The following is a 26,322-nucleotide window of genomic DNA, read 5'->3' as shown; positions in this document are numbered from 1 at the left end:
CGGCCTGGGCCCCTCACCCCGGCCCTCTCCCCATAGGGGAGAGGGTGTTTGAGTTCCCTCTCCCCTATGGGGAGAGGGTTAGGGTGAGGGGTTTTCTTTTACCGATCCCAGTACGACTCTTCCAGGCTATCTTCCCGCTCCGGCAGGCCGCGCGTTAAGCGCGGTGAGTGCTGGTTCAGCACCTGATAGCTCACGCGGTTCGCGTACTTACATACCTGCGCCAGCGACGAGTAGGTCAGCCAGTTGAATTTATGCTTGCTGGAGTTCGGCACGTTGGTGCGGTGGAAGGCGTTAGCGGTGATATCGTGCAGCAGCGCGGCCAGCGCGCCGTCGCCTGCGCCGTTGGTGTTCATGATCTTCTCCGGGCCGCCCATGTACGGGGCGATATGGGAGAAGATACGCAGGGGAGTGACGCAGTCTTTATGGCGCATGGCGCGGCTGAACTCAAACTGGTTGAACTCGGCAATCGCCCCCGGCAGCAGCGGATGCTGGGTTTTGCGCTTCGCCTCTTCTTCGGTGAAACCGGCCATATACAAGCCTACCGGTCCGGCGGTGCAAAGCACCAGGTCGACCCAGTCCAGCGCCTTGTCAGAGGCCAGCAGCGGATCGCTCTCCCCGGTCAGGGCTTCGGCCTCTTCTTCGTTCATCGCCAGAATCGAGACGTGCTCTTTCAGGAACGCCTGCCACCACTCCGGGTTGTCGGCGATAACGAATTTAGTGCCCAGGGTCAGAACCACCGGTACGTTGTATTTCTTCGCGTACTCCACGGCCTTCATGGTCGCTTCCGGCATCGGCTCGCCCGGCTTGCAGCGCACCAGGTAGGAGGTCAGCACCAGCGCTGACGCCCCGGCAATCACCTCTTCCGGAATGCTCTCGGCGCGTAGTTTGTTCATGTGCCCCGGGCTGATGGCAAAGGTACGTTCGCCGGATTCCCCGATCAGCGTGAAGCAGCGGCCAATCGCCCCGTCCACGCCCTGCAGGTAGTTCAGATCGGTACGGCTGGAAGTGTTGCAGAGATAGCGGTAGGCGTAGCTACCAATTTCGATATTGCTGCACATCACGCCCAGCAGGACGGAGCGGTCGTCCGCCAGCACGGAGTAGTTGTGCATGGTGTTGCCGATGGTGCCACCGGCAAACTGGTGGGTGATGAGGTTCTCCCGCACCAGCTCCTGATACAGCGCTTCCGCCACATCGTCTTCAATAACCAGAGAGTGCCCGGCGCTCAGGCCGTAACGCGCGACAAACGCATCGTCCACTTTAGCTTCAATATCCACCAGCGTCTGATCGATGCCTACCACCCAGGCGGCACTGGTCTCATTTTCCGGCTGAATTTGCTGCAGCAGCGGATCGCGGGCGTTAACGGGAAAGTAGTGTTTAGATTTACGTTTACCGGGAAATTTCATGTTCTGGGCTATGAGTGACGGATGGGCCGGGAATGGTAGCACAAACCCGGCGCAGAGTGCGATCAGCGGCTGTTGGTCAGCAGAGAGACCATCATATCGATATGCTCCGGGTCGTCGTTAAGCGCCGGAATATACTCATACTTTGTGCCGCCCGCTTCGAGGAAAAACTCACGGTTTTGCACCGCGATCTCTTCCAGGGTTTCCAGGCAGTCCGCCGCAAAGCCCGGCGACATCACCTGAATATGCTTCACTCCCTTCTCGCCCAGCATTTTGAGGGTTTCATCGGTATAGGGGGTAAGCCACGGCTCGCGGCCAAAGCGCGACTGGAAGGTCATCATCACCTTCTCCGGCGGCAGGCCGAGGGCGGAAACCAGCTCCCGGGTGGTGTCGCGACAGCGTTGCGGGTAATCATCCCCTTCGTCGGCGAATCGCTGCGGAATACCGTGGTAGGAGAGCAGCAGCAGATCCGGCTCGCCGTGTTTCTCAAAGGACGCGCGGGCGCTGCTGGCGAGGGCCTTGATGTAGAGCTCGTTATCCGCGTAGTCGCGAATAAAGGTCACGCCTGGAATACGGCGGCGTGTTGCCAGAATGCGGGCCAGTTCATCCCAGACCGCGGCCACGGTGGAGCAGGAGTATTGCGGATAGAGCGTCAGCACTTTGATGTGGTCAACGCCCTGCGCCAGCAGGTCATCGACGGCGCTTTTCAGGGATGGTTTACCGTAGCTCATGCCCAGCGCCACCGGCATATCCGGCAGACGGGCGGCCAGCGCTTTCTCCTGGCGACGGCTGTAGACCATTAGCGGCGAGCCCTCCTCCATCCAGACGGACTGATAGAGTTTTGACACACGTGGAGAACGGATCGGTAAAATCACGCCGCGCAGCAGCGGCCACCACAGCAGGCGCGGGGTATCCACAACGCGTGTATCGCTCAGAAACTGGCGCAGATAACGGCTGACCGCTGCGGGTGTTGGGGCTTCGGGGGTACCTAGATTGGCAAGCAGGATGCCGGTTTTCGCCTGACTCATTCACGCCTCATAACCATTTAACTGGCTGATAAGTGTATCTGAAAAGCGCGTAAACGGAACCCATTGCTGCGATAGACGAAATGAGAAATTTTCTCACCCGGAGGACCCGGGTGAGAGACGCGCGATTAGCCGAGGATCTTTTCCAGCTCTGCACGAACATCAGCAACGGCTTTGGTGCCGTCAACTTTCGCGTATTTGGTGTTACCCGCCTGCGCTTCTTTGGTGTAGTAGCCGATCAGCGGCGCGGTCATCTGATGGTATTCCACCAGGCGCTTACGCACGGTCTCTTCCTGATCGTCTTTACGGGTGGTCAGCTCTTCGCCGGTCACGTCGTCTTTACCTTCCACCTGAGGTGGGTTGAACTTGACGTGGTAAACGCGGCCGGAAGCGGCGTGTACGCGACGACCGATGATACGGTCAACGATCAGTTCGTCAGGTACGTCGAACTCCAGCACGTAGTCCACGTTGATGCCCGCTTCTTTCATAGCATCAGCCTGAGGAATGGTGCGCGGGAAGCCGTCCAGCAGGAAACCGTTACGGCAGTCTTCCTGGGAAATGCGTTCTTTAACCAGAGCGATAACCAGCTCGTCGGTCACCAGCTTGCCGGCGTCCATAATGTCTTTCGCCTGTTTACCCAGCTCGGAGCCAGATTTAACAGCGGCACGCAGCATGTCACCGGTAGAGATTTGCGGAATACCGTATTTCTCCATGATGAACTGAGCCTGAGTTCCTTTACCCGCGCCCGGAGCGCCAAGCAGAATAATACGCATTGCGAAAATCCCCTCAAAAGTCGATTCAATTTTTCAAAAAGCGCTAAACAATACCATCAGAACGGGTATCGCTCAAGGAAGGCGGGGCGGCTGAAACGGTTAATGCGTAGAATATCGTAGAGGGTGCGGTAACGGCTCCCCTCACCCTGACCCTCTCCCCAGAGGGGAGAGGGAACTATTACACCCTCTCCCCTTTGGGGAGAGGGCTGGGGTGAGGGGTAATTGTATTAAGCTAACAGCAACGCATTCACGCGCTTGATGAACTGGTTTGGATCTTCCAGCGTGCCGCGTTCGGCCAGCAGGGACTGATCCAGCAGCAGTTCAACCCACTCGGCGAAGCGCGCTTCGTCCTGGGTCTCGGCCGCACGTTTCACCAGGGCGTGATCCGGGTTCAGTTCAAAGATGTACTTCACTTCCGGTACGCTCTGGCCCGCAGCGGCGAACAGCTTCGCCATTTGAGTGCTCATCTCGTCGGCTTCGGTGGTGACGATGGCCGGGGTATCGGTCAGACGGTGGGTGAAACGCACCTCTTTCACGCGATCGCCCAGATGGGTTTTCACGCGCTCAACGAACGGCTCCAGCGCCTTCTCCGCCTCTTTCGCGGTTTCGTCCACCTCATCCGCCAGCTTGTCGATAGACTCATCGGCTTTGGCAACGGACTGGAACGCTTTGCCGCTGAACTCGGTCAGGTAGTTCATCATCCACTCATCGATGCGATCGGAAAGCAGCAGCACTTCGATGCCTTTCTTACGCAGCAGCTCCAGGTGCGGGCTGCTCTTCGCCGCGGCATAGCTGTCGGCGGTGATGTAGTAGATCTTCTCCTGCCCTTCTTTCATGCGGGAGATGTACTCTTCCAGCGACACGGTCTGTTCGGAAGAGTCGGTATGGGTAGAGGCGAAGCGCAGCAGCTTAGCAATGGCTTCGACGTTGGAGGTGTCTTCCGCCGGGCCCTCTTTCAGCACCAGGCCGAACTGTTTCCAGAAGGTCTGGTATTTTTCCGCGTCGTCTTTCGCCAGCTTGTCCAGCATCTGCAGCGCACGCTTGCTCAGCGCGGTGCGCAGATTGCGGGTCACGGTGCTGTCCTGAAGGATCTCACGGGAAACGTTCAGCGGCAGATCGTTTGAGTCAATCAGGCCACGCACAAAGCGCAGGTAGTTCGGCATGAACTGCTCGGCTTCGTCCATGATGAACACGCGCTGCACGTACAGCTTCAGGCCGTGCTTGTGATCGCGGTTCCACATATCCCACGGGGCCTGCGCCGGGATGTACAGCAGGCTGGTGTACTCCTGCTTACCTTCCACGCGGTTGTGGCTCCAGGTCAGCGGATCGGTAAAGTCGTGGGCGATGTGCTTGTAGAACTCGGTGTACTCTTCGTCTTTGATTTCAGACTTGTTGCGCGTCCACAGCGCCTGCGCCTTGTTGATCTTCTCCCAGGAGATAACGGTTTCGCCGTCCTGCTCTTCCTGTTTTTCGATCTCTACCGGCAGCGCGATATGGTCGGAATATTTGCTGATGATGGAGCGTACGCGCCAGTCGTTGAGGAAATCATCTTCCCCTTCGCGCAGGTGCAGGGTGATTTCGGTCCCGCGATCGGCTTTGGTGATGTCGGCAACGGTGTATTCACCTTCGCCGTGTGATTCCCAGAACACTCCGCTTTCGGCGCTTTCGCCTGCCGCACGGGTGCGCACGGTGACTTTATCCGCCACGATGAAGGCGGAGTAGAAGCCCACGCCGAACTGGCCAATCAGCTGGCTGTCTTTTGCCTGATCGGAGCCCATTGACTGCAGGAAGGCTTTGGTGCCGGATTTGGCGATGGTGCCAAGATGATCGATGGCTTCATCGCGGGTCATCCCGATGCCGTTATCCGCGATAGTCAGGGTGCGGTTCTCTTTATCAAAGGAGACGCGCACGCGCAGTTCGCCGTCACCTTCATACAGCTCTGGCTTCGAGAGTGCACGAAAACGCAGCTTGTCTGCCGCATCAGAGGCGTTAGAGATAAGCTCGCGCAGGAAAATTTCTTTATTGGAATAAAGAGAATGGATCATCAGATGCAGAAGTTGTTTTACTTCTGACTGGAAACCACGGGTTTCTTGTCCTTTCATACTAAGTCGACCTCAACAATGCCATTTAATGGGGTTTAAAAGCGTTGAGGGAGAGATGGGGATAAGCGGGTAAGTTTTCAAGCGGAGGCCACGGCTGCAGCCTCCGTTTGGTCAGAAAATAATCTTGTGACGACCTGCCAGAGAGTGCGACAGCGTGGTGCCGTCCACCATCTCCAGCTCACCGCCAACCGGGACACCATGGGCGATACGGCTGGCGTCGACGCCCGACTCCGCGCACAGCTCGGCGATATAGTTGGCTGTCGCCTCCCCTTCCACCGTTGGGTTGGTGGCGAGGATCACCTCAGAGATCGTTTCCGATTTCAGGCGCTGTTCCAGGCGGTCCAGGCCGATATCATCCGGACCAATACCGTCCAGCGGTGAAAGGTGGCCCATCAACACAAAGTAGCGGCCAGAAAATTGCCCGGTCTGTTCGATGGCGTAGATGTCCGCAGGACTCTCCACCACGCAAATCTGACCGTTTTCCTGACGACGCGGGTTGGCGCAGATGTTACACACGTCCTGCTCGGTAAAGGTGCGGCAATCGGCACAGTGACCAATTTCCGACATGGCGCGGGTCAGAGCCTGCGCCAGGCGCATTCCGCCGCTGCGATCGCGTTGCAGCAGGGTAAACGCCATGCGCTGCGCCGACTTCGGGCCTACGCCCGGCAGGCAGCGCAGCGCTTCCATTAACTGCGTAAGCAGCGGACTGGTTTGCATCAGAACGGCATCTTAAAGCCCGGTGGCAGCTGCATTCCGGAGGATACAGAGGCCATTTTTTCTTTCTGAGTTTCGTCGATACGGCGCGCAGCATCGTTAAATGCAGCGGCGACCAGATCTTCCAGCATATCTTTGTCGTCTTCGAGCAGGCTTGGGTCGATCTCCACGCGACGGCAGTTATGTGCGCCGTTGATGGTCACTTTGACCAGACCTGCGCCAGATTCGCCAGTGACTTCCATCTGCGCGATCTCTTCCTGCATCTTCTGCATTTTTTCCTGCATCTGCTGGGCCTGCTTCATCAGACCACCCAGACCGCCTTTACCACCAAACATAGGCTTCTCTCTTCTTTCACGTTAAAGATAACAACCGTAAGTCAGACTCACGATCAAATGGGTCGAATACTCTCTTCATCCAGGTCTGCATCAAAGTAACGCTGCAGGGTCTGAATGTTATTATCCGCGATAATCGACTCACGCGCCTGCGCGAGTTTCTCTTCATAAATGGCCTGACGCCACTCCAGCGGCGTTCGCACCGCCGGATTATCATCTTCAATGATGGTCAATTCAACCGGCGCACCCTGTAATGTGGAGAGCGCCTCAGTCAGCACCTGCTGCGCGCTCGCCGAATTCAGGTGACGCTGGCCCGGGCGCAGATGCAGACAGATGCGGTTGCCGTCCTGCTCGCGCCAGGCGTTGAGCGCGACCTGCTCCACCAGTTTCGGCAGCTTGAGTTTGCTGACCTCTGCCGCCCAGGGATCGCGCTCAAGCGACTCCTCGGCGAGTTTGGCGGAGAGCTCCGGCGTTTTCTCGTGCTCCAGCGCCTTTTTCAGCGCCTTCGGCGTGGCAACCTCCACCTTTACCTCTTCGGTGACGGTGGTCGCTTTCCAGCGATACGCCTCTTGCTTAACCGGCGCCTTTGGCTCAGAGGTGACCGTTGCCGAACGCGACTGGACGCGATCCGTGACCGAAGCCAGACGTTCAAGCGCGGCGTTATTTACCGGCCGCGCTCTTGCAGGCGCTGCCGGTTCACTCTTTTTTGGTTTGGTTGCTCCCTGAGCACGCTGTAGCTGGCTACGGGCAGCAAGCACCGAACTGGTGGCATCCGACAGCGGCACGTCCTGTCGCGGCGGTGGCGCACTCTGCTGCGCGGGCACCTGCGGCGGCGTGAGCACTGCCGTCGGTGCCACCGGCGCGAACGACTGCGGCTGCACCTCAGGTTCTGGCAGCGGCATGCGCGGATGGAACGCCAGCGCGCGCAGTAGGGTCATCTCGACCCCCATACGTCTGTCGGGCGCGAACGGCAGTTCCTTACGGCCAATTAACAGGGTTTGATAGTAGAGCTGTACATCCGTTGGCGGAATGGTACGCGCCAGCTCGCGCATCCGCTGTTCGATAGCCGCCATATCCGGGCCCAGCGCCGCCGGGGAGAGTTGCACCATAGCAATGCGGTGCAGCAGGCTGAGCATTTCAACCAGCAGGGCTTCCCACTCGACGCCGCGTGATGCGGAGGCGTTCACCAGCTCCATCACCCGCTCGCCGTTGGCCTCGACCACCGCTTCAATCAGCGACAAGGCCTGATCGTCATCCAGCGTGCCGAGCATGGTGCTCACCGCCTGGGTCGTCAGCTTACCTTCCCCGCTGGCAATCGCCTGATCGGTGAGGCTGAGGGCATCGCGCAGGCTGCCATCGGCAGCACGCGCCAGCAGCTGCAGCGCACGCGGCTCATGGGCAACCTGCTCTTCGTTGAGAATGTATTCGAGCCGATCGCGGATCTGGGTAACGTCCAGCGCCTTCAGGTGGAACTGCAGGCAGCGGGATAAGATAGTGACCGGCAGCTTTTGCGGATCGGTGGTCGCCAGCAGGAACTTAACGTGTGCGGGCGGCTCTTCCAGCGTTTTCAGCAGGGCGTTAAAGCTGTGGCGCGAGAGCATGTGCACTTCATCGATCAGATAGACCTTGAAGCGGCCACGCGCCGGAGCGTACTGGACGTTATCCAGCAGATCGCGGGTATCTTCGACTTTGGTGCGCGAGGCGGCATCGATCTCAATCAGATCGACAAAGCGCCCCTGCTCGATTTCACGGCAGTTATCGCAGACGCCGCACGGCGTGGCGGTGATCCCGCTTTCGCAGTTAAGACCTTTCGCCAGCAAACGGGCAATAGAGGTTTTACCGACGCCACGGGTGCCGGAAAAAAGCCAGGCGTGATGGATACGTCCTAGCGATAAGCTGTTCGCCAGGGCGGTCAGCACATGTTCCTGGCCGACAACGTCAGCAAAGGTTTGGGGTCGCCATTTTCGGGCTAACACCTGATAACTCATGGGCAGGCTCTGCAACGCTGGAAGGTGGATATTCAGGGGGGTAATGCTAACACAACCTCACCCGTTGGGCGAGGTTGCGGGCGGGAGGATTAATGTCCCGGGAAAGGCACGAGGCTGTAGCTGGTGATGCCCTGTTTTTCGAGGCGCTGTTCGCCGCCCAGATCGAACAGGTTGATGATGAAGGCCGCATCGGTCACTTCACCACCCAGACGACGGATCAGCTTCACGGTGGCTTCAATGGTGCCGCCGGTTGCCAGCAGATCGTCAACCACCAGCACTTTGTCGCCAGGCTTGATCGCATCAACGTGGATCTCAAGCTGGTCGGTGCCGTATTCCAGCTCGTAGCTCTCGGCGATGGTTTCGCGAGGCAGTTTGCGCGGTTTACGTACCGGCACAAAACCCACGCCCATTGCCAGCGCAACCGGCGCGCCAAACAGGAAGCCACGGGCTTCGGTGCCTACAACTTTGGTGATCCCGGCGTTTTTATAGCGCTCAACCAGCAGTTCAATGCTGAGAGCATACGCTTTCGGGTCTTCCAGCAAGCTGGTGACATCACGGAAAAGAATGCCAGGCTTCGGATAATCCTGGATGCTTTTGATGCTGTTTTTAAGAAATTCAAGCTGCTGCGCAGTTGCGGTCATAAATGGATGCCTGATGAAAACGGTGTTACTCACGGAGCGGATGAATGGTCGGTCAAAGTAACAATTGTTTAACCTTTGACCAGCTCTGCCCGTGCTCGAAAACGGTCGAATTTACTGGCTGCGCGCAAGAATTGCAACAGCCATACTCATGATTATTGCTTTTGTTGCTTTTCATCAACGACGGGGATCCGCCACATGAAAATCAGCAGGCAGGTGAGGATTGCCAGCAGCAGGATCCGCACCCACATCATTTTTACCATCCATAATGAAAAGGCGAAGGTCACGAGGATCACCGCAACGGCCCGTGGCTTAGCGCCGGGCGGCATGGCACGGTGCTGTTGCCAGTGGCGCAGGTAGCCGCCAAACCAGGAGCGGTAGAGCAGCCAGTGGTGAAAACGCGGCGAAGAACGGGCAAAGCACCACGCCGCCAGCAATATAAAGGGCGTGGTGGGTAAAAGAGGTAAAACAACGCCCAGCGTGCCGAGCACTACCGCAAGCCAGCCAATGATGATTAGAATAGTACGCTGCATAATGCGAATCGTTATCAAACTGAACGGCTACTGTACCACTGGAGTGCGGATTGAAAACAGCCTTGCTTTTACAGACGTTGCAAAATCAACTGACGACCCTGCGCGAGCAGGCCGCCCCGTTGATGCAGCACGCCACCCTGAAGCCGCGTTTTGACCGGCAGCTGTTCCGCACCCGCAGCACCGTAATGAAAGATTATCTCGATGAAGCCCAGCACCATCTTGACGAGCTGCGTCACGCCGTGGATAACGCGCAGGCTGAGCAGGTCGCCTGGCTGGCCGCTCATCTGGCGGAACAGATCGCCGCCCTGCACCGGGAGATAGCCGCCTGGCCGCTACGCGTCTGGGACGGTGCCTCTGCGGGCACCACAAAATGGCAGCGCAAACGCCTGGAGCACCAGGAGTTTGAACGTCGGCTATGCGAGATGAAAAATGAACGCGAGTCCCGGCTGAACCAGGCCGAAACGCTGGAAGAGCAGCAGATGCTGATGCGCGAAATTACCGCGCTGGAGGGGCGGCTTGAACGCTGCCGCAAGGCACTGGATGATATTGAACGCGTTATCGCGCGTCTGACCCGTTAACAGGAGTAGTGTGTGTCACTGGAAAACGCCCCCGATGAAGTCAAGCTGGCCGTCGACCTGATTATGTTGCTGGAGAATCATGAATTGCCGATCGACACGGTGCTGAAAGCACTGGAAATTGTGAAGCGGGATTTCGAAGGAAAAAGACCCTCACCCCTGCCCTCTCCCTGAAAGGGAGAGGGAGCAAACCATTCCCTCGCCCCTTTGGGGAGAGGGTTAAGGTGAGGGGTAACGTTACGCTGGAGTCGGATCGTCACCCTTAATGTCACGTTTCACTTCGGTGTGCTCGTCGCCCTTCTCATTGCGCAGATGAACTTCAAGCTGGTTGAACGCAATATTGATATTGTTCTCGCGGCACAGGCGTTCGATGGTGCGGTTCAGCTCATCTACGGTGTAGCTGCGGTCACGCAGTTCACGTACGTACAGACGCAGTTCATGATCCAGAGTGCTTGGTCCGAAGGTGGTGAAGAATACTGATGGCTCCGGATCGTGCATCACTTTCGGATGATCCATCGCCGCTTTCAGCAGTACTTTTTTCACCGCGTCCAGATCGGAGCCGTAGGCCACGCCGAGGCGGATCACCACGCGGGTGATGGTGTCCGAGAGCGACCAGTTGATCAGTCGCTCGGTCACGAACGCTTTGTTCGGGATGATCACCTCTTTGCGATCGAAGTCGGTGATGGTGGTGGCACGAATACGGATCTTGCTGACGGTACCCGAGAAGGTGCCGATGGTGACGGTATCGCCGATACGTACCGGACGTTCGAACAGGATGATCAGACCCGAGACGAAGTTACCGAAGATCTCCTGCAAACCAAAACCAAGACCGACCGACAGCGCCGCCGCCAGCCACTGCAGTTTATCCCACGACACCCCGAGCGACCCGAAGACCGTCATGGCACCCGCCACCAGAATCACGTAGTTCAGGATGGTGGTAATGGCGTAGGAGGCACCCTGGCGCATGTTCAGGCGCGAGAGCACCAGCACTTCCAGCAGGCCTGGCAAGTTGCGAATCAAGGCCCAGGCCACCACCGATGAGACCAGCGCAAACAGCAGGCTGCCCATGGTGACGTTTTTCACCACCGCCGCACCCGCTTCGGTGCCGTTGTAGTGCCACAGCGTAATGCTGTCGAGATAAGCAAAGACGGTGATTAAATCAGACCAGATCGCCCAGAACATCACGCCGAACAGGGCAATCATCACCAGCATGGTGATACGCAGCGTCTGCTGGTTTACCTGCTCCAGAGCGATGGTCGGCTCTTCCTGCGGTTCGGCGCCTTCGGCCCCCTCTTTCACCATATTCTGTCGACGCGCCAGGGCACGGCGATAGGCAATTCGACGAGCTGCAACGCTCAGCCCGCGCAGCACGGTCTGGTAGAGCAGGTTCCAGAAGATCACCAGATAGACGGTTTCAATCCAGCGCCCTGACAGACGCAGGGTGGTATAGAAGTAGCCGGTTGCCGTCAGCACCATCAGCGCGACGGGAATAATAGAGAGCACGGTGACCGTCACCAGACGGATGGTGTGCGACTCTTTGTCGCGCCAGCTGTCACGGCACATCGGCCACATCAGCACGCTGATCAGCAGCAGGTTAAGCAGGATAACGAACTGCCCCAGCACATCATCCATCAGATGTAGCGGAGAGAGTTCCGCCACCACGGACCAGAAGTGCAGCGGCAACAGCGCCAGACTGACGCGCACAATCTGGCGGCGCCAGTGGCTGGTCAGCTGCGCAGGCATATTAAAGTGACTCACCGCCACGCCGTCTTTCTCCAGCACCTTCCAGCACAGGCCAAAGACCAGCCAGAAGAGGGCCAGCTTTTTGCTGAAAGCCCACAGCAGATCGCTGATATTGAGCTGCATGGTCAGCAGGATCAGTCCGGCGGCGAGGATCAGCAGACAGACCGGCAGAGCGCGGATCAGATCGATAAGAATCGCTTTCGGGGTGTGAAGCTGGCTGTCATTACGCAGCTGCCCCACTTCCTGTGCCAGCTTCGCCTGGTATTTTTTCAGCCAGCCGAGACGCCAGCGAATTAAACCGGCAATCAGTAATAGCGGCAGGCCCGCCAGGAAAGCAAAGGCCACCGCAGGGCCTGCTTTTTCCCAGTTAACGGTGATTTTCATCGCCTTAATCTGATCTTTAAGCATGCCCGGGAAGGATTTGATCCAGTCCCAGTCCATCGGTTTGTTGCTGTTTACCCAGAAGATTTGCTGGGTGAGCATCTCCTGCAGGCTTTTAGAGACGCTCACCAGCTGCTGCTGGTTGATCTGCAGGTTAATGGCCATCATCAGCTGATTGCCCAGCTGTTTGTTCATCTGATCCAGCAGCTCGCGGCGCATATCCACCACCTGCAGCAGGGCATCATGAACTTCGTCATTGACGTCGCTGCTGTGGCCTTCTTCCAGTTTGGCGACGAAGGCATCGCTCTGGAACAGGGCGTCACGCTGCTGGTTGACCTCAAACTGCTCCAGACGCAGATCCGCAATGCGGTTGGTCATGTCTTCCAGCTCATCGGCGGAAGGTAAGGTCTGCTGTTGCTGATAAAGGATACGCGACAGCAGCAGGCTGCCTTTCAGGACGGCAATCTGCTCTTTAATATTGCGTTCCGACTGCAGGGCGCGATCCAGCCAGTTTTTCACTTTAATATTCTGCTGAACCAGCGAGTTGCCGTTTTCGGTCGCTTTGATCAAACGCTGGCTGAGCTGATGGTTGATATCCAGCTCCTGCTTTACCAGCGGATTTTCCTGGATACGGGCGGTTTCGTCCGGGTTGACAGCTTCCTGGGCAGTTTTCTCGGTCAGGGTCAGCCGTTTGCTGTTCACCGCCTCCTGCAGCAGCTGCAGCTGGTGCTCCAGACGGTTGATGTTAGCGGTGACATAGTCGCGCTGTTTTTGCAGGGTATCCTGCAGCACGGTGTTGCCTTCCAGGCTCTTACGCTGCTGCTCGATCTGGGCATTCAGCAAAAGCTGCTGCGTCAGGAGTAGCGTCTGCTGGGTAGGGCGTAACGCAGCCTCTCCCGCGGAGGTGCCATTCAGGCGATTGCGGATCTGCTGCAGCTCCTGAGACGCGGTATACATCGCATTCTGCACGCGCTCCGGCTGAGTTTGCAGGGAGACCAGCTGGCTGTTGTAGGTGGCGAGATCGCTCTGGGCAGTTTGTAAGTCGTCCAGCAGCTGCGACACGCGCAGTTCCAGCTGCCGCAATGACAGGGTCGCCAGCGTCTTGCGGGTTTCGTCATCATTATCGATATCGCCCAGCGCGTTCAGGCTCTCTGTCGCCTTGCGCATCGCTTCCGGCGCCTGCGCCACCTTCTGACGTAATTGTGTGGTTTCGGCCTTGACCCGCTCGATCTTATCGATGGTTTCCAGAGTTTCCGTCAGATCCTTCTGCACCAGCTTATCCTGCGGAGTAAGCTCTTTTTGTTTGCTCAGGGCATCGAGCTGACTCTGGACATCGGCGCGGGTTGGCATGTCGCTGGTGTTATCACCACGCGCAAATGCAACCGGCGAAGCCAGAAAGGCGAGAAAGAAAACCAGAATAAAGGCAAAAACAGGATGCTGTTTGCGTGTGTAGTGCGACATAGTAGTGTGTAATTTGTGTGATGAATGACCCAATTGACCGGCGTGAAGAATATCACGGCGGTTGAAAGCAAAATAGCGTGAACTGTTGGCTCCCGGATAATTCCTGGGAGTCAGGCCTGCAGGGGCTCAGGCTGGGCGCGGAGCGTAGGGCAGAGCTGGTACATTTCCAGCAGAATGGCGACGTAATCACGGGCTTCACGTTGCAGATCAAAAGACTGCGGCGCAAAGAGCCAGTTTTCCATCAGTCCGGAAATATAGCTGCGCATCAGAATAGCGGCGCGACGGGTGAGCAGATTGGCGGGAAGCATTTTTGCTTTAATACAGTGAATCAAGGTCTGTTCAATACGGTCGTAACTGGCCAGGCAGAGGCTGCGCTGCGCCTGTTGCACGATCGCCATTTCCCCAACGAATTCACATTTATGGAAGATGATCTCCATCATAAGACGGCGTCGCTCTTCAATAACTGTCGCCTCAAGAATATAAACCAGAATCTCTCTTAAAACTGAGAGTGGATCGTCAGGGAATTTTGCCCGATACTCAGTCTCGAGATCCCCAATACTGGACTCTGACAACTCCCAAATTTCACCAAATAAATCTGACTTATTTTTGAAATGCCAGTAAATCGCTCCCCGGGTTACCCCAGCCGCCTGAGCTATCTGTGCCAGAGAGGTAGATGAAACCCCCTGTTGCGAAAACAAGCGTAAAGCGACATCAAGGATGTGTTGGCGTGTTGCAAGTGCTTGTTGTTTGGTTTTTCGTGCCATGCGCAGGTGAATTTACAGGAGTCAGATTTACATACATTTATGAATGTATGTACCATAGCACGACGATAATATAAACGCAGCAATGGGTTTGTGGACGCGTGATCCATTGATCAATTTGAAATCGGAAACTCGAGGTTTACATATGAACAAAAACAGAGGGTTAACGCCTCTGGCGATCGTTCTGATGCTCTCAGGCAGCTTAGCGCTTACAGGATGTGACGAGAAACAGGCTCAACAAGGAGCTCAGCAGGTGCCAGAAGTTGGCGTCGTGACGCTCAAAACCGAACCTCTCCAGATCAAAACTGAATTACCCGGCCGTACCAGTGCTTACCGCATTGCGGAAGTGCGTCCACAGGTGAGTGGCATCATCCTGAAACGTAATTTTACGGAAGGGGGTGATGTTAAAGCGGGTGATTCTCTGTATCAGATTGATCCCGCGACCTACCAGGCTAATTACGAAAGCGCGAAAGGCGATCTGGCCAAAGCGCAGGCTGCAGCAAAAATTGCCCAGTTGACGGTCAGCCGTTATCAGAAACTGCTGGGTACTCAGTACATCAGCCAACAGGAATACGATAGCGCCCAGGCTGACGCACAGCAGGCTAATGCTGCCGTCATCGCGGCAAAAGCCGCAGTTGAAACCGCACGCATTAACCTGGCCTATACCAAAGTGACCTCCCCTATCAGCGGCCGCATTGGTAAATCGTCCGTGACTGAAGGTGCGCTGGTGCAGAACGGCCAGACTAACGCGCTGGCAACCGTGCAGCAGCTCGACCCGATCTATGTCGATGTTACCCAGTCGAGCAATGATTTCCTGCGCCTGAAACAGGAGCTGGAGAACGGCACGCTGAAGCAGGAAAACGGCAAAGCGAAAGTTGAACTGGTTACCAGCGACGGCATTAAGTTCCCTGAGGCCGGCAGCCTTGAGTTCTCTGACGTCACGGTCGATCAGACCACCGGTTCCATCACCCTGCGCGCAATTTTCCCGAACCCGAACCATACGCTGTTACCGGGCATGTTCGTCCGCGCCAGCCTGGAAGAAGGGACCAACCCAACCGCACTGCTGGTTCCACAGCAGGGCGTGACCCGCACACCGCGCGGCGATGCCAGTGCGATGGTGATTGGCGCTGAAGACAAAGTCGAAGTTCGTCAGATCACGGCAACCCAGGCCATTGGTGATAAATGGCTGGTGACCGACGGTCTGAAAGATGGCGATCGCGTCATTATTACCGGATTACAAAAAGTTCGCCCAGGCGCCAAGGTAAAAGCGCAAGAGGTCACGTCTGACAATCAACAACAAGCCTCAGCAGGCGGTCAGTCAGAACAACCTAAGTCTTAACTTAAACAGGAGCCGTTAAGACATGCCTAATTTCTTTATCGATCGCCCCATTTTCGCGTGGGTGATCGCCATAATCATCATGCTAGCCGGGGGACTCGCGATCCTGAAGCTGCCTGTCGCGCAATATCCAACCATTGCGCCGCCAGCAATTTCAATCGCCGCAACCTACCCAGGGGCTGATGCGAAAACGGTGCAGGACACCGTGACGCAGGTTATCGAACAGAACATGAACGGTATCGATAACCTGATGTACATGTCCTCCAACAGTGACTCCACCGGTACGGTGCAGATCACGCTGACCTTCGAATCCGGTACGGATGCGGACATCGCCCAGGTACAGGTGCAGAACAAACTGCAGCTGGCGATGCCGTTACTGCCGCAGGAAGTACAGCAACAGGGTGTGAGCGTGGAGAAATCCTCCAGTAGCTTCCTGATGGTTGTCGGCGTTATCAACACCAACGGCACCATGACGCAGGAGGATATTTCCGACTACGTGGGCGCCAACATGAAGGACGCCATCAGCCGTACTTCTGGTGTGGGTGACGTACAGCTGTTCGGTTCTCAGTACGCGATGCGTATCTGGATGGACCCGAACAAGCTGAACAACTTCCAGCTGACGCCAGTGGACGTGATCACCGCCATTAAAGCGCAGAACGCCCAGGTTGCAGCCGGTCAGTTAGGCGGTACGCCGCCGGTGAAAGGCCAGCAGCTGAACGCCTCAATCATCGCACAGACCCGACTGACCTCCGCAGATGAGTTCAGTAAGATTCTGCTGAAGGTGAATCCGGACGGTTCACAGGTTCGCCTGCGCGACGTTGCGAAGGTGGAACTGGGTGGTGAGAACTACGACGTTATCGCCAAGTTTAACGGCCAGCCGGCATCCGGTCTGGGTATTAAACTGGCGACCGGTGCTAACGCCCTTGATACGGCGACCGCGATCCGTGCTGAACTGAAGAAAATGGAACCTTTCTTCCCGTCAGGCCTGAAGATCGTTTACCCGTATGACACCACGCCGTTCGTTAAGATCTCTATCCACGAAGTAGTGAAAACGCTGGTAGAAGCGATCATCCTGGTATTCCTGGTGATGTATCTGTTCCTGCAAAACTTCCGTGCGACGCTGATTCCAACCATCGCCGTACCGGTGGTTCTGCTCGGGACCTTTGCTATCCTGGCGGCCTTCGGCTTCTCGATAAACACCCTGACGATGTTCGGGATGGTGCTGGCCATCGGCCTGCTCGTGGATGACGCCATCGTGGTGGTCGAAAACGTCGAGCGTGTGATGTCCGAAGAGGGACTGCCGCCGAAAGAAGCGACCCGTAAATCCATGGGTCAGATTCAGGGCGCGCTGGTCGGTATCGCTATGGTTCTGTCGGCGGTATTTATCCCGATGGCCTTCTTCGGTGGTTCTACCGGTGCGATTTATCGCCAGTTCTCGATCACCATCGTTTCCGCGATGGCCCTGTCGGTACTGGTCGCTCTGATCCTGACCCCTGCGCTGTGCGCCACCATGCTGAAACCGGTGGCTAAAGGCGATCACGGAGAAAACAAAAAAGGCTTCTTCGGCTGGTTTAACCGCATGTTCGATAAGAGCACGCACCACTACACCGACAGCATAGGCAATATCCTGCGCAGCACCGGTCGTTACCTGCTGCTCTATATCATCATCGTGGTCGGCATGGCCTACCTGTTCGTTCGTCTGCCAAGCTCCTTCCTGCCGGATGAAGACCAGGGCGTGTTCCTGACGATGGCCCAGCTCCCGGCGGGTGCATCGCAAGAGCGTACCCAGAAAGTGCTGGATGAAGTCACTGATTATTACCTCAATAAAGAGAAAGCCAACGTTGAATCGGTGTTTGCGGTTAACGGCTTTGGCTTTGCAGGTCGTGGTCAGAACACCGGTATTGCCTTCGTCTCATTGAAAGACTGGGCTGACCGTCCGGGTGACGAGAATAAGGTAGAAGCCATTACCGGTCGCGCCATGGGCACCTTCTCGCAGATTAAAGATGCGATGGTCTTCGCCTTTAACCTGCCAGCGATCGTTGAGTTGGGTACGGCGACCGGCTTTGACTTCCAGCTTATCGACCAGGGTGGTTTGGGCCATGAAAAACTGACTCAGGCGCGTAACCAGCTGTTCGGCGAAGTGGCCAAGCACCCTGACCTGCTGGTTGGCGTTCGTCCAAACGGCCTGGAAGATACCCCGCAGTTCAAAGTGGATATCGATCAGGAAAAAGCCCAGGCGCTGGGCGTATCTATCAGCGACATCAACACCACACTGGGCGCAGCCTGGGGCGGGAGCTACGTCAACGACTTCATCGACCGCGGTCGTGTGAAGAAGGTGTACGTAATGTCTGAAGCGCAATACCGTATGTTGCCAAGCGATATCAATAACTGGTATGTGCGCGGCAGCAACGGGCAGATGGTGCCGTTCTCAGCCTTCTCTACCTCTCGCTGGGAATACGGTTCACCGCGTCTGGAACGTTACAACGGTCTGCCATCCATGGAGATCCTGGGCCAGGCGGCACCGGGCAGAAGTACCGGTGAAGCCATGAACCTGATGGAAGAGCTGGCGGGTAAACTGCCTGCGGGTATTGGCTACGACTGGACGGGGATGTCCTATCAGGAACGTCTGTCCGGTAACCAGGCCCCTGCCCTGTATGCCATCTCACTGATTGTGGTGTTCCTGTGTCTGGCGGCGCTGTACGAGAGCTGGTCGATTCCGTTCTCGGTTATGCTGGTTGTACCGCTGGGGGTCATTGGTGCCCTGCTGGCGGCGACGTTCCGCGGGCTGGGTAATGACGTGTACTTCCAGGTGGGCCTGCTGACAACCATTGGCTTGTCGGCGAAGAACGCGATATTAATCGTCGAATTCGCCAAAGATCTGATGGATAAAGAAGGCAAAGGCCTGATTGAAGCAACGCTGGAAGCAGTCCGTATGCGTCTGCGTCCGATTCTGATGACCTCCCTCGCCTTTATCCTCGGCGTTATGCCGCTGGTTATTAGCTCGGGTGCAGGTTCCGGTGCGCAGAACGCCGTAGGTACCGGCGTAATGGGTGGGATGGTGACCGCGACCGTCCTGGCGATCTTCTTCGTTCCGGTGTTCTTCGTGGTTGTACGTCGTCGTTTTAGCCGTAAGAGCGATGATGTGGAACACAATCACCCGGTGTGATGACACAGATTCGGGTTTAACCGTTAAAAAGGCCGCATATGCGGCCTTTTTTTTAGCAATTGAAAATCATAAAATTAGCTTATTGAGGGTTTATATATTTAATGTAACGCTTAAACCACATATCATATTTAGCCTGGTTCTTTTACAGAAATTCTCAATTTCATGCGTTGCTTCTTAGGTATTAAGAGTATTCCTGGTGTTTTTTGATTTTAAACGGGCTTGAGAAATCACATGTGGTGATAAGTAAAGTTCGGTATCAGGAGAAAAAAATATATAACATAGTGAAGGTCAAAGACGGTAAAGCGCTGCGTAATTGTAATTTTTCGTAATAGCGCGGTGAAATCCTGATTAGAGTAGATTATAGTTAAAGCAAGAGGCATAACAGTAGCCGTTGACGCTAAGCCAGTTGTACCCTTCCCGACAGCGATGTTCGGTGAGTAAAGAATCACTCAAAAAGGGGATGCGCTATGGACGAATACTCGCCCAAAAGGCAAGATATTGCACAGTTGAAATTCCTTTGTGAATCCCTGTACCATGACTGCCTGACCAATCTCGATGAGAGCAATCATGGCTGGGTAAATGACCCTACTTCTGCCATTAATTTGCAGTTAAACGAGTTGATTGAACATATTGCTACCTTCGCCCTTAATTATAAAATTAAGTATAACGAAGATAATAAGTTGATTGAGCAAATTGACGAATACCTGGATGACACTTTTATGTTATTCAGCAGCTACGGCATTAACGCACAGGATTTGCAAAAATGGCGTAAATCGGGCAATCGGCTTTTTCGTTGTTTTGTTACGGCAAGCAGAGCTAATCCGTTAGCTTCTCCGGTTAAAACTATTACAAACAATTAGGTGAATTTATGTCTGATAAACCATTAACCAAGACTGATTATTTGATGCGTCTGCGACGTTGTCAGTCAATTGACACCCTTGAGCGCGTGATTGAAAAAAATAAATACGAGCTTTCTGATAATGAACTGGCAGTATTCTATTCTGCGGCCGACCATCGCCTGGCCGAACTGACGATGAATAAGCTGTATGATAAAATTCCTACCGCAGTATGGAAGTTTGTACGCTGATTCTGTTTACAGATGCCAGAGGTGTTGCGCGACTCTCCGGCGCTTCAAATTTGCGTTACTGGCAGCTCTTCATCCGGTTAGGCTCATGCTATCGTCCAGGGGATTTTGCGTCGTAGGGAACAGACTGGTCACTTCATCTCACCCGCCCTTTTCAGGTAACTGTTATGATTTTTCTTAGTCTAACTGTTACTTTCCACAAACATTGTGGTCACTTAAAATATACGGATCCTTCGTATTGAGTTGAATTCACAAAGGGCAGAAGATGACCGAAATACAACGCCTGCTTACCGAAACCATTGACGATCTCAATGTTCGCGAAAAGCGTGACAATAAACCGCGTTTCAGCATCAGCTTTATTCGCAAACATCCTGGTCTGTTTGTCGCCATGTATGCGGCGTGGCTGGCGACGCTGGTGGTGATGCTGCAATCGGAAACCCTGATCGGTTCCGTCTGGTTGCTGGTGGTGTTGTTCATCGTCTTTAACGCCTTCTTCTTTTTCGACGTTAATCCGCGCTACCGCTATGAAGATATTGATGTACTGGATTTTCGCGTTTGCTACAACGGGGAGTGGTACAACACACGCTTTGTGCCTGGACAGCTGATCGAAAACATTCTGCACTCGCCCAACGTCGAGTTACAGCAAAAAGAGAAACTGCAGAAGATGATCGCCACCAAGGGCGAGCTCTCTTTCTACGACGTCTTTACCCTCTCCCGCACACCTGCCTGATCCCGTTTAGACCTGCCGCCGACAGTTTACCTTTCAGCGGCAGGCACCTTACCCGCTTAACGTCTCTTCTTCCGCCCCTGCACCGCCTTAAAGCGCGGATTGGATTTGCATATCACATACAGCCGCCCTTTACGTTTGACGATCTGACAATCGGGATGACGTTGTTTGGCACTGCGCAATGAATTCAGAACCTGCATGCTTACCTCAAATATGAGTTGTTATAACATAACAATTAGCATATCCGAGTGGCGAGCGGAAAACAACCCACGCCGGAAGCCAGGCCGCCGGAGTTTTTCTGGCCCCCTAAATTGCAGAATGAAATCAATGCCAGCCGCATGCTATAACGCTACACTTCAACAGTACTTTTCGTTTTAACGTCATCGTTTTGCACGCCCCGGGCCCGGCGTTATAAAAAGGAAACAGGAGCATGACAACCCGACAGCTGGTGAGCATGGTTACCTGCGTGCTAATTATTTCAGTGCTTGTTCCTGTTTGTCTGAGCGTATGGCTGGCGCATAGCAATGCGGAGCAGCGGTTTGTTGACGATCTGAATAACTACTCTTCCCGGGTGCAGATCCGAACCGACAAAGTCATTACCCAGGCAAAGTCAGCGCTTACTGAGATGGCGTCGTTTAAAGGGATCCCCTGCAGCTACGAACACACGTTGGCCATGCGCCGCACCTCTTTTTCCTGGCGATATATTCAGGAGGTCATCTACATTGAGGATCTCAAGCCGCGCTGCTCCTCGCTGGAACAGGAGAGCTATGCCGCCCCCTTTCCGCCTGCAATGCGGGTAACGCCTGATGGCTATCGGGCCTGGATCACCTCGCACAACGACCTCGCCGTCGATCGCTATATGGCTGCAATTGGCAATGACCACTATATCGTGCTGGTTGACCCGGCCTCGCTGATCGATGTGATCCCCTTAGGCTCCTGGCCGATCGACGTGGCCCTGATCGGCACCCTGCGCAATGTGATCTTTGCCAGCAGTAATAACCTGGATATTCAGGTATTCAATGAGATGCGGCGCAGCGGCAGCACCCATTTTCAGCATGACGGCGCGATGTACAACGTCCATAACGTGTCCGACCTGGGGTTTTCCATCGTCACCTGGTCCTCCCTCAAACCTCTAAAAGAGAGCTGGCACCACCAGCTTATTTTCTGGCTGCCTTTTGGCGTCCTGATCAGTCTGCTGACGGCCTGGTTTATCCTGCGCGTGTTGCGCCGCCTGCAGTCGCCCCGGTACCGTTTACTGGATGCCATTAATGCCCGGGAGTTTAAGGTTCATTTCCAGCCGATTGTGGCGTTAAACAGCGGCAGGCTGACCGGCGCGGAAGCGCTTGCACGCTGGCCGCAACCGGACGGAAGTTACCTGTCGCCGGATATTTTTGTCTCCCTGGCCGAGCAGACGGGCCTGACGAATCAGCTGACCACGCTTATCATCGAAAAGGTCTTTGAGGAGATGGGCGAGTGGCTTCGCCAGCATCCGGGCCACCATATTTCGATTAACCTTGCCCCGGAGGATTTGATCTCCGGTAACGTGCTTCCGCTGCTGAGCCGCCTGCTGAATCAGTGGCAGCTTCCCCCCTCACAGATTGCGCTGGAGCTCACCGAGCGCGGGTTCGCCGATCCCGCCGTCAGCGCTCCGGCCATTGCCGCGTTCAGGCGTGCAGGCCACTCGGTCTATATCGATGATTTCGGAACGGGCTATTCCAGCCTCAGCTATCTCCAGGATCTGGACGTCGATACGCTGAAAATAGATAAGTCCTTTGTCGACGCGCTGGAGTACAAAAACGTCACCTCGCACATCATCGAGATGGCCAAATCGCTCAACCTGGATATGGTGGCAGAAGGAATTGAAACCGAAGGCCAGCTGGCATGGTTACGGAGCCACGGCGTGCAGTACGGTCAGGGGTGGTTTTACAGCAAAGCGCTGCCGAAAGAGGCATTTATTCAGTGGGCGGAAAACAATCTCGAGCCGGAGAGTCGCGCTTAGCGCCCGACGGAGAGCGCCGCCGGGCGGCAGGTTTATTCGTCCAGCAGAGGCGAGAAGCCTCCATAAATCATCCGTTTACCGTCAAAGGGCATGGCTTCGCCAAATTCTTTCATCCTGGGATCGTTCATCATCTTCTGATTCGCCTCGTCGCGAACCGCTTTGGAAGGATATTCGATCCAGCTGAAAACCACTTCTTCGTTCTCTTCCGCCTTCACCGCCATGCGAAAGTCGGTTAATTTGCCGTCAGGCACGTCATCTGCCCAACACTCTACGATGCGAAGCGCGCCAAACTCTTTAAACAAAGGCGCAGCTTTCGCCGCCATCTCGCGATAAGCCTCCTTATTACCCGCGGGAACGGCAACCACAAAACCATCGACATACTTCATCAGATAAACCTCCGAAGTGAACGTGCGGCCACGCGTTGTGGCCGCATCAGCGATTAAGTTTAGTTCTGTTGCCAGCTAAAGGCGTAACGCACCTTTTTCCCCTGCAGAATAAATTCCGGTGAGACGCTTGGGCTCCAGGAGTCATCCCCGCCGACGCCCATATGGAAGGCATCGAGGTTCAGCCAGCAGCCGGACTCCTCCCGTAACAGGTGGTGGTGCGACGTCTCACGCAGCTGCGTCTGGCTGTAGCGGCTTACCGAGAAGTGGAAGTCGCCATCCAGCTGATGCTGTCCCAGGTTCAGCTGACGCGTATCGCAGCGCAGGCCGTTGTCGGTGGGGAAAATGTAAGGCGTATGCAGCTCAGCCAGCGGCAGTTCCCAGCGCCCCTGACGGGCGGCGAGCTTGCGATCCGGGTAGTTCTCATAGGGCCCGAGTCCCTGCCAGCTTACAGTCTGCGGCGTCAGGGCCAGCTGACAGCAGAGCCCAATACGCGCAGGTTCGGGTATATCGCTCGCCACCTGGACTTCAATATCGCCATGCAGCACGCCCTGGCTGTCGATACGCCAGTATTTACGGCTCAGGAACAGGACTTGGTTGCCATGCTCCCAGGCATGCAGCGTGGTGAGAGTCACCGCTTGCTCCAGCTGCTCGCCGTCGCACTGCAGCAGACGCGGCGTCAGGTTGTACATCCCCGCCGCCTTCCAGCGCTCCACCCAGGCGTTGGGATCGATGCGGGTCGCTTCGCTGACGCCGATATCGTTATCCAGCGGGGCGCGGGTGAAGTTATCGGTCAGCGGTGAAAACAGGGTTGGCTCTCCCTCGCGCCACCACTGGGTCAGGTCGCCGCTGGCGCGGTCAAACTGCCAGCGCTGCTGCTGATGCGTTACCACCAGGGCGTCATCCGCGCGGGTCAGCAGCGGTGTTTCCCCGACAGCTTTCGGTGTTGCGACGAATAACGGCGCGGGCAGCGGCCACTGATCCCAGGCGCAGAGGTGATTTTCGCCGGACCACGGCGTGGCCGCAGGCTGGAACACTTCCACGTTCAGCCAGACATCGCCCGGCGCAGCTGCCCACTGTGGCAGGGTAATCTCCAGTCGTTGCTTCCCTTGCGCCGGAATGTTCAGAGCGACAACCTCAGAGGCCAGCACTTCGCCATCGCGCATCACCGACCAGCGCAGCTGCTCGTTGTCCGTAGTGCGGAAGAGATAATCGCTCTGCACCTCCACCACCAGCGGAGAGTGGCTGTGCAGGGTAAAGGTGAAGAACTGCTGGGCGCGCTGGGCTTCGTACAGGGCCGGATGCGGGGTGCGATCCGGGAACACCAGCCCGTTGAGACAAAACTGTCGGTCGTTAGGCTTATCGCCAAAATCGCCGCCGTAAGCCCAGAAGGGATTGCCCTGCTCGTCGTATTTCGTCAGCGCCTGGTCAACCCAGTCCCAGACAAAACCGCCCTGCAGGCGAGGATGTTTGCGGAAGGCCTCCCAGTATTTCGCGAACCCGCCGAAGCTGTTGCCCATCGCGTGGGCGTATTCGCAGAGGATCAGCGGGCGGGATTCATCCGGCATGCCAATCCACTTTTTGAGAGACCATTTTGGTACTGCCGGGAAAGGCTGATCCTGATCGACGCGGGCGTACATCGGACAGATAATGTCGGTCGCCGCGGTATTGGCGCCGCCGCCCTCGTACTGTACCGGGCGGGTCGGATCGGTGGCCTTCACCCAGCGGTAAAGGGCGTCGTGGTTCGCGCCATGACCGGACTCATTGCCCAGGGACCAGATAATAATCGACGGGTGATTTCTGTCGCGCTGCACCATCCGGGTGACGCGTTCGCTCATGGCGGGCAGCCAGCGCGGATCGTCGGCCAGTCGACTCATCGGCACCATACCGTGGGTTTCAATATTGGCCTCATCCACCACGTAGAGCCCGTAGCGATCGCACAGGCGGTACCACAGCGGATGGTTAGGATAGTGCGAGCAGCGTACGGCGTTAAAGTTGTGCTGCTTCATCAGCTCAATGTCGCGGCGCATGGTGGCTTCGTCCATCACTTGCCCGCGCTCGGGATGGTGCTCGTGACGGTTCACCCCGCGGATCAGCAGCGGCTTGCCGTTGAGCTTCAGCAGCCCGTTGGCGATCTCAACGTGGCGGAAGCCGACGTCGCAGGCTTCAATGTCCAGAACCTGGCCCTGAGCGTCGCGCAGCGCAAGGGTCAGCCGGTAGAGAGCGGGGATTTCCGCGCTCCACAGCGCCGGTTGTTCCACCTTCAGTGAAACATTGACCCTCTCCTGCCAGTGACCCCGCTCATCGACAATGTCCGAGCCCGGCAGGCCGACGGCGCTGGCGATAAGCTCCCCTTCCCGCCACAGGTTGACGCTCACCTCGCAATCGGCGTAATCACTCCCGCCGAGGGTCAGCCCCAGCTTAAGCCGGGCACGGTCATAATCGGCATTCAGTTCGGTCTCGACGTGATAATCGGCGATATGGGTAGCCGGTTTGTGCAGCAGAGTGACGTCGCGGAAGATGCCGCTCATCCGCCACATATCCTGATCTTCGAGATAGCTACCGTCGCACCAGCGCAGCACCATCACCGCCAGGCGGTTACTGCCTGCGCGCAGGAACGCAGACACATCAAACTCTGCAGGCAGGCGGCTGTCCTGGGAGTAGCCTACCCACTGGCCGTTGCACCACAGATAAAAGGCCGAGTTGACGCCCTCGAAGACCAGCCGGGTCTGGCCGCTCGCCAGCCAGCGCTCTTCCATCTCGAATGTGAGCGAGTAACAACCGGTCGGGTTCTCTGCCGGGACAAACGGCGGGTTCACCGCAATCGGATAGGTGACGTTGGTGTAGATCGGGGTATCAAAGCCCTGCATCTGCCAGTTGGAGGGGACGGGCATCACCACCGCATCCGCGCAATCCTGTTGCGTCCAGCTGTCGGGAACCTGCTCCGGAGCCGTAAAAAAGCTGAACTGCCAGTCGCCGTTAAGCGAGCGGACGCTGGGCGTCTTACCCTCATCCCGCGCGGCGTGTTCGTCGCGCCAGCTGCTCAAGGGAACGTGGGCAGGGAGTCGATTCCATTGGGTGACGCCGGGGTTTTCCCAGTCGCGGCGAGTGATCAGGGTGCTGAGGGTCAGCGGAGCAGGATGGGACATGGTTACCTCTTTGCGAAGCGCTCACAATTTTAAATACAATGCCCTGTCAGGG

At 56.2% G+C, this 26,322-nt stretch carries 22 protein-coding genes and 1 other annotated feature; of the genes, 8 read left to right on the top strand and 14 right to left on the bottom strand.

Annotation, left to right across the window (positions count from 1 at the left end; translation table 11 throughout):
- Positions 1 to 98 precede the first annotated feature (98 nt).
- The 9 genes from FHN83_RS17110 to FHN83_RS17070 form a co-directional block, all read right to left on the bottom strand.
- Entirely contained in the window at positions 99 to 1,403 is a 1,305-nt protein-coding gene (locus FHN83_RS17110; RefSeq protein ID WP_039032416.1) for an inosine/guanosine kinase, read from the bottom strand.
- 62 nt (positions 1,404 to 1,465) lie between these two features.
- On the bottom strand, positions 1,466 to 2,428 hold the full coding sequence (gene hemH / locus FHN83_RS17105; RefSeq protein WP_039032415.1) for a ferrochelatase: 963 nt from the start codon (positions 2,426 to 2,428) through the stop codon (positions 1,466 to 1,468).
- A 125-nt stretch (positions 2,429 to 2,553) separates the two neighbouring features.
- On the bottom strand, positions 2,554 to 3,198 hold the full coding sequence (gene adk / locus FHN83_RS17100) for an adenylate kinase (RefSeq protein WP_039032414.1): 645 nt from the start codon (positions 3,196 to 3,198) through the stop codon (positions 2,554 to 2,556).
- Between the two features lie 227 nt (positions 3,199 to 3,425).
- Complete coding sequence (gene htpG, locus FHN83_RS17095) at positions 3,426 to 5,300, bottom strand: molecular chaperone HtpG (protein ID WP_039032413.1); 1,875 nt, start codon at positions 5,298 to 5,300, stop codon at positions 3,426 to 3,428.
- Positions 5,301 to 5,411: 111 nt separating this feature from the next.
- On the bottom strand, positions 5,412 to 6,017 hold the full coding sequence (recR, locus tag FHN83_RS17090) for a recombination mediator RecR (RefSeq protein ID WP_039032412.1): 606 nt from the start codon (positions 6,015 to 6,017) through the stop codon (positions 5,412 to 5,414).
- Entirely contained in the window at positions 6,017 to 6,349 is a 333-nt protein-coding gene (locus FHN83_RS17085) for a YbaB/EbfC family nucleoid-associated protein (protein ID WP_032616874.1), read from the bottom strand. The genes recR and FHN83_RS17085 overlap by 1 nt, the downstream gene beginning before the upstream one ends.
- 53 nt (positions 6,350 to 6,402) lie before the next feature.
- Positions 6,403 to 8,334, bottom strand: coding sequence for a DNA polymerase III subunit gamma/tau (gene dnaX, locus FHN83_RS17080; RefSeq protein ID WP_139564453.1), 1,932 nt, complete (start codon positions 8,332 to 8,334; stop codon positions 6,403 to 6,405).
- Positions 7,009 to 7,073 (bottom strand) — a sequence feature (DnaX frameshifting element). (Overlaps the previous gene by 65 nt.)
- Positions 8,335 to 8,423: 89 nt before the next feature.
- Positions 8,424 to 8,975 (bottom strand): adenine phosphoribosyltransferase, encoded by a 552-nt coding sequence (gene apt / locus FHN83_RS17075; protein WP_010428187.1) that lies wholly within the window; start codon positions 8,973 to 8,975, stop codon positions 8,424 to 8,426.
- Between the two features lie 152 nt (positions 8,976 to 9,127).
- On the bottom strand, positions 9,128 to 9,505 hold the full coding sequence (locus tag FHN83_RS17070) for a DUF454 family protein (RefSeq protein ID WP_039032410.1): 378 nt from the start codon (positions 9,503 to 9,505) through the stop codon (positions 9,128 to 9,130).
- A gap of 50 nt (positions 9,506 to 9,555) precedes the next feature.
- Here FHN83_RS17070 and priC point away from each other — a divergent pair, with 50 nt between their 5' ends.
- Both priC and rsmS read left to right on the top strand, forming a co-directional pair.
- Entirely contained in the window at positions 9,556 to 10,083 is a 528-nt protein-coding gene (gene priC, locus FHN83_RS17065; RefSeq protein WP_139564452.1) for a primosomal replication protein N'', read from the top strand.
- A gap of 12 nt (positions 10,084 to 10,095) precedes the next feature.
- Entirely contained in the window at positions 10,096 to 10,254 is a 159-nt protein-coding gene (rsmS, locus tag FHN83_RS17060; protein ID WP_138369710.1) for a pleiotropic regulatory protein RsmS, read from the top strand.
- A gap of 63 nt (positions 10,255 to 10,317) precedes the next feature.
- Here the strand turns inward: rsmS and mscK are convergent, their stop codons facing one another.
- Together mscK and acrR are read right to left on the bottom strand one after the other, a co-directional pair.
- Positions 10,318 to 13,665: a mechanosensitive channel MscK gene (gene mscK / locus FHN83_RS17055; RefSeq protein WP_139564451.1), complete on the bottom strand. Its 3,348-nt coding sequence runs from the start codon at positions 13,663 to 13,665 to the stop codon at positions 10,318 to 10,320.
- Between the two features lie 110 nt (positions 13,666 to 13,775).
- On the bottom strand, positions 13,776 to 14,429 hold the full coding sequence (acrR, locus tag FHN83_RS17050) for a multidrug efflux transporter transcriptional repressor AcrR (RefSeq protein WP_139564450.1): 654 nt from the start codon (positions 14,427 to 14,429) through the stop codon (positions 13,776 to 13,778).
- A gap of 142 nt (positions 14,430 to 14,571) precedes the next feature.
- Here acrR and acrA point away from each other — a divergent pair, with 142 nt between their 5' ends.
- The 5 genes from acrA to FHN83_RS17025 all read left to right on the top strand — a co-directional run bounded on the left by acrA (position 14,572) and on the right by FHN83_RS17025 (position 20,742).
- Complete coding sequence (gene acrA, locus FHN83_RS17045) at positions 14,572 to 15,765, top strand: multidrug efflux RND transporter periplasmic adaptor subunit AcrA (RefSeq protein ID WP_039032406.1); 1,194 nt, start codon at positions 14,572 to 14,574, stop codon at positions 15,763 to 15,765.
- Between the two features lie 22 nt (positions 15,766 to 15,787).
- The gene (acrB, locus tag FHN83_RS17040) at positions 15,788 to 18,928 is read left to right on the top strand and encodes a multidrug efflux RND transporter permease subunit AcrB (RefSeq protein ID WP_039032405.1); all 3,141 of its coding nucleotides are present in this window, start codon (positions 15,788 to 15,790) and stop codon (positions 18,926 to 18,928) included.
- 467 nt (positions 18,929 to 19,395) lie between these two features.
- Positions 19,396 to 19,788 (top strand): Hha toxicity modulator TomB, encoded by a 393-nt coding sequence (tomB, locus tag FHN83_RS17035; RefSeq protein WP_039032404.1) that lies wholly within the window; start codon positions 19,396 to 19,398, stop codon positions 19,786 to 19,788.
- An 8-nt stretch (positions 19,789 to 19,796) separates the two neighbouring features.
- Positions 19,797 to 20,015: an HHA domain-containing protein gene (locus FHN83_RS17030; RefSeq protein WP_032616864.1), complete on the top strand. Its 219-nt coding sequence runs from the start codon at positions 19,797 to 19,799 to the stop codon at positions 20,013 to 20,015.
- A 262-nt stretch (positions 20,016 to 20,277) separates the two neighbouring features.
- Positions 20,278 to 20,742, top strand: coding sequence for a YlaC family protein (locus FHN83_RS17025; RefSeq protein ID WP_039032403.1), 465 nt, complete (start codon positions 20,278 to 20,280; stop codon positions 20,740 to 20,742).
- Positions 20,743 to 20,798: 56 nt separating this feature from the next.
- Here the strand turns inward: FHN83_RS17025 and ykgO are convergent, their stop codons facing one another.
- Positions 20,799 to 20,939 carry a type B 50S ribosomal protein L36 gene (gene ykgO / locus FHN83_RS17020; RefSeq protein ID WP_003859006.1) on the bottom strand — a complete coding sequence of 47 codons (141 nt, stop codon included), beginning with the start codon at positions 20,937 to 20,939 and terminating at the stop codon, positions 20,799 to 20,801.
- A 230-nt stretch (positions 20,940 to 21,169) separates the two neighbouring features.
- Here ykgO and FHN83_RS17015 point away from each other — a divergent pair, with 230 nt between their 5' ends.
- A complete protein-coding gene (locus FHN83_RS17015; RefSeq protein WP_139564449.1) occupies positions 21,170 to 22,738 on the top strand; it encodes an EAL domain-containing protein in 1,569 nt (522 codons plus the stop codon).
- A gap of 32 nt (positions 22,739 to 22,770) precedes the next feature.
- Here the strand turns inward: FHN83_RS17015 and FHN83_RS17010 are convergent, their stop codons facing one another.
- Both FHN83_RS17010 and FHN83_RS17005 read right to left on the bottom strand, forming a co-directional pair.
- Positions 22,771 to 23,124, bottom strand: coding sequence for a DUF1428 domain-containing protein (locus FHN83_RS17010; protein ID WP_039032401.1), 354 nt, complete (start codon positions 23,122 to 23,124; stop codon positions 22,771 to 22,773).
- A 59-nt stretch (positions 23,125 to 23,183) separates the two neighbouring features.
- Positions 23,184 to 26,270, bottom strand: coding sequence for a beta-galactosidase (locus FHN83_RS17005; protein ID WP_139564448.1), 3,087 nt, complete (start codon positions 26,268 to 26,270; stop codon positions 23,184 to 23,186).
- Positions 26,271 to 26,322 lie beyond the last annotated feature (52 nt).

Origin of the sequence: Leclercia adecarboxylata (assembly GCF_006171285.1) — a bacterium.
GTDB lineage: Bacteria > Pseudomonadota > Gammaproteobacteria > Enterobacterales > Enterobacteriaceae > Enterobacter > Enterobacter barmai.
The sequence above is the reverse complement of the archived record's forward strand: the minus strand, read 5'-3'. Positions and strand labels throughout refer to the sequence as shown.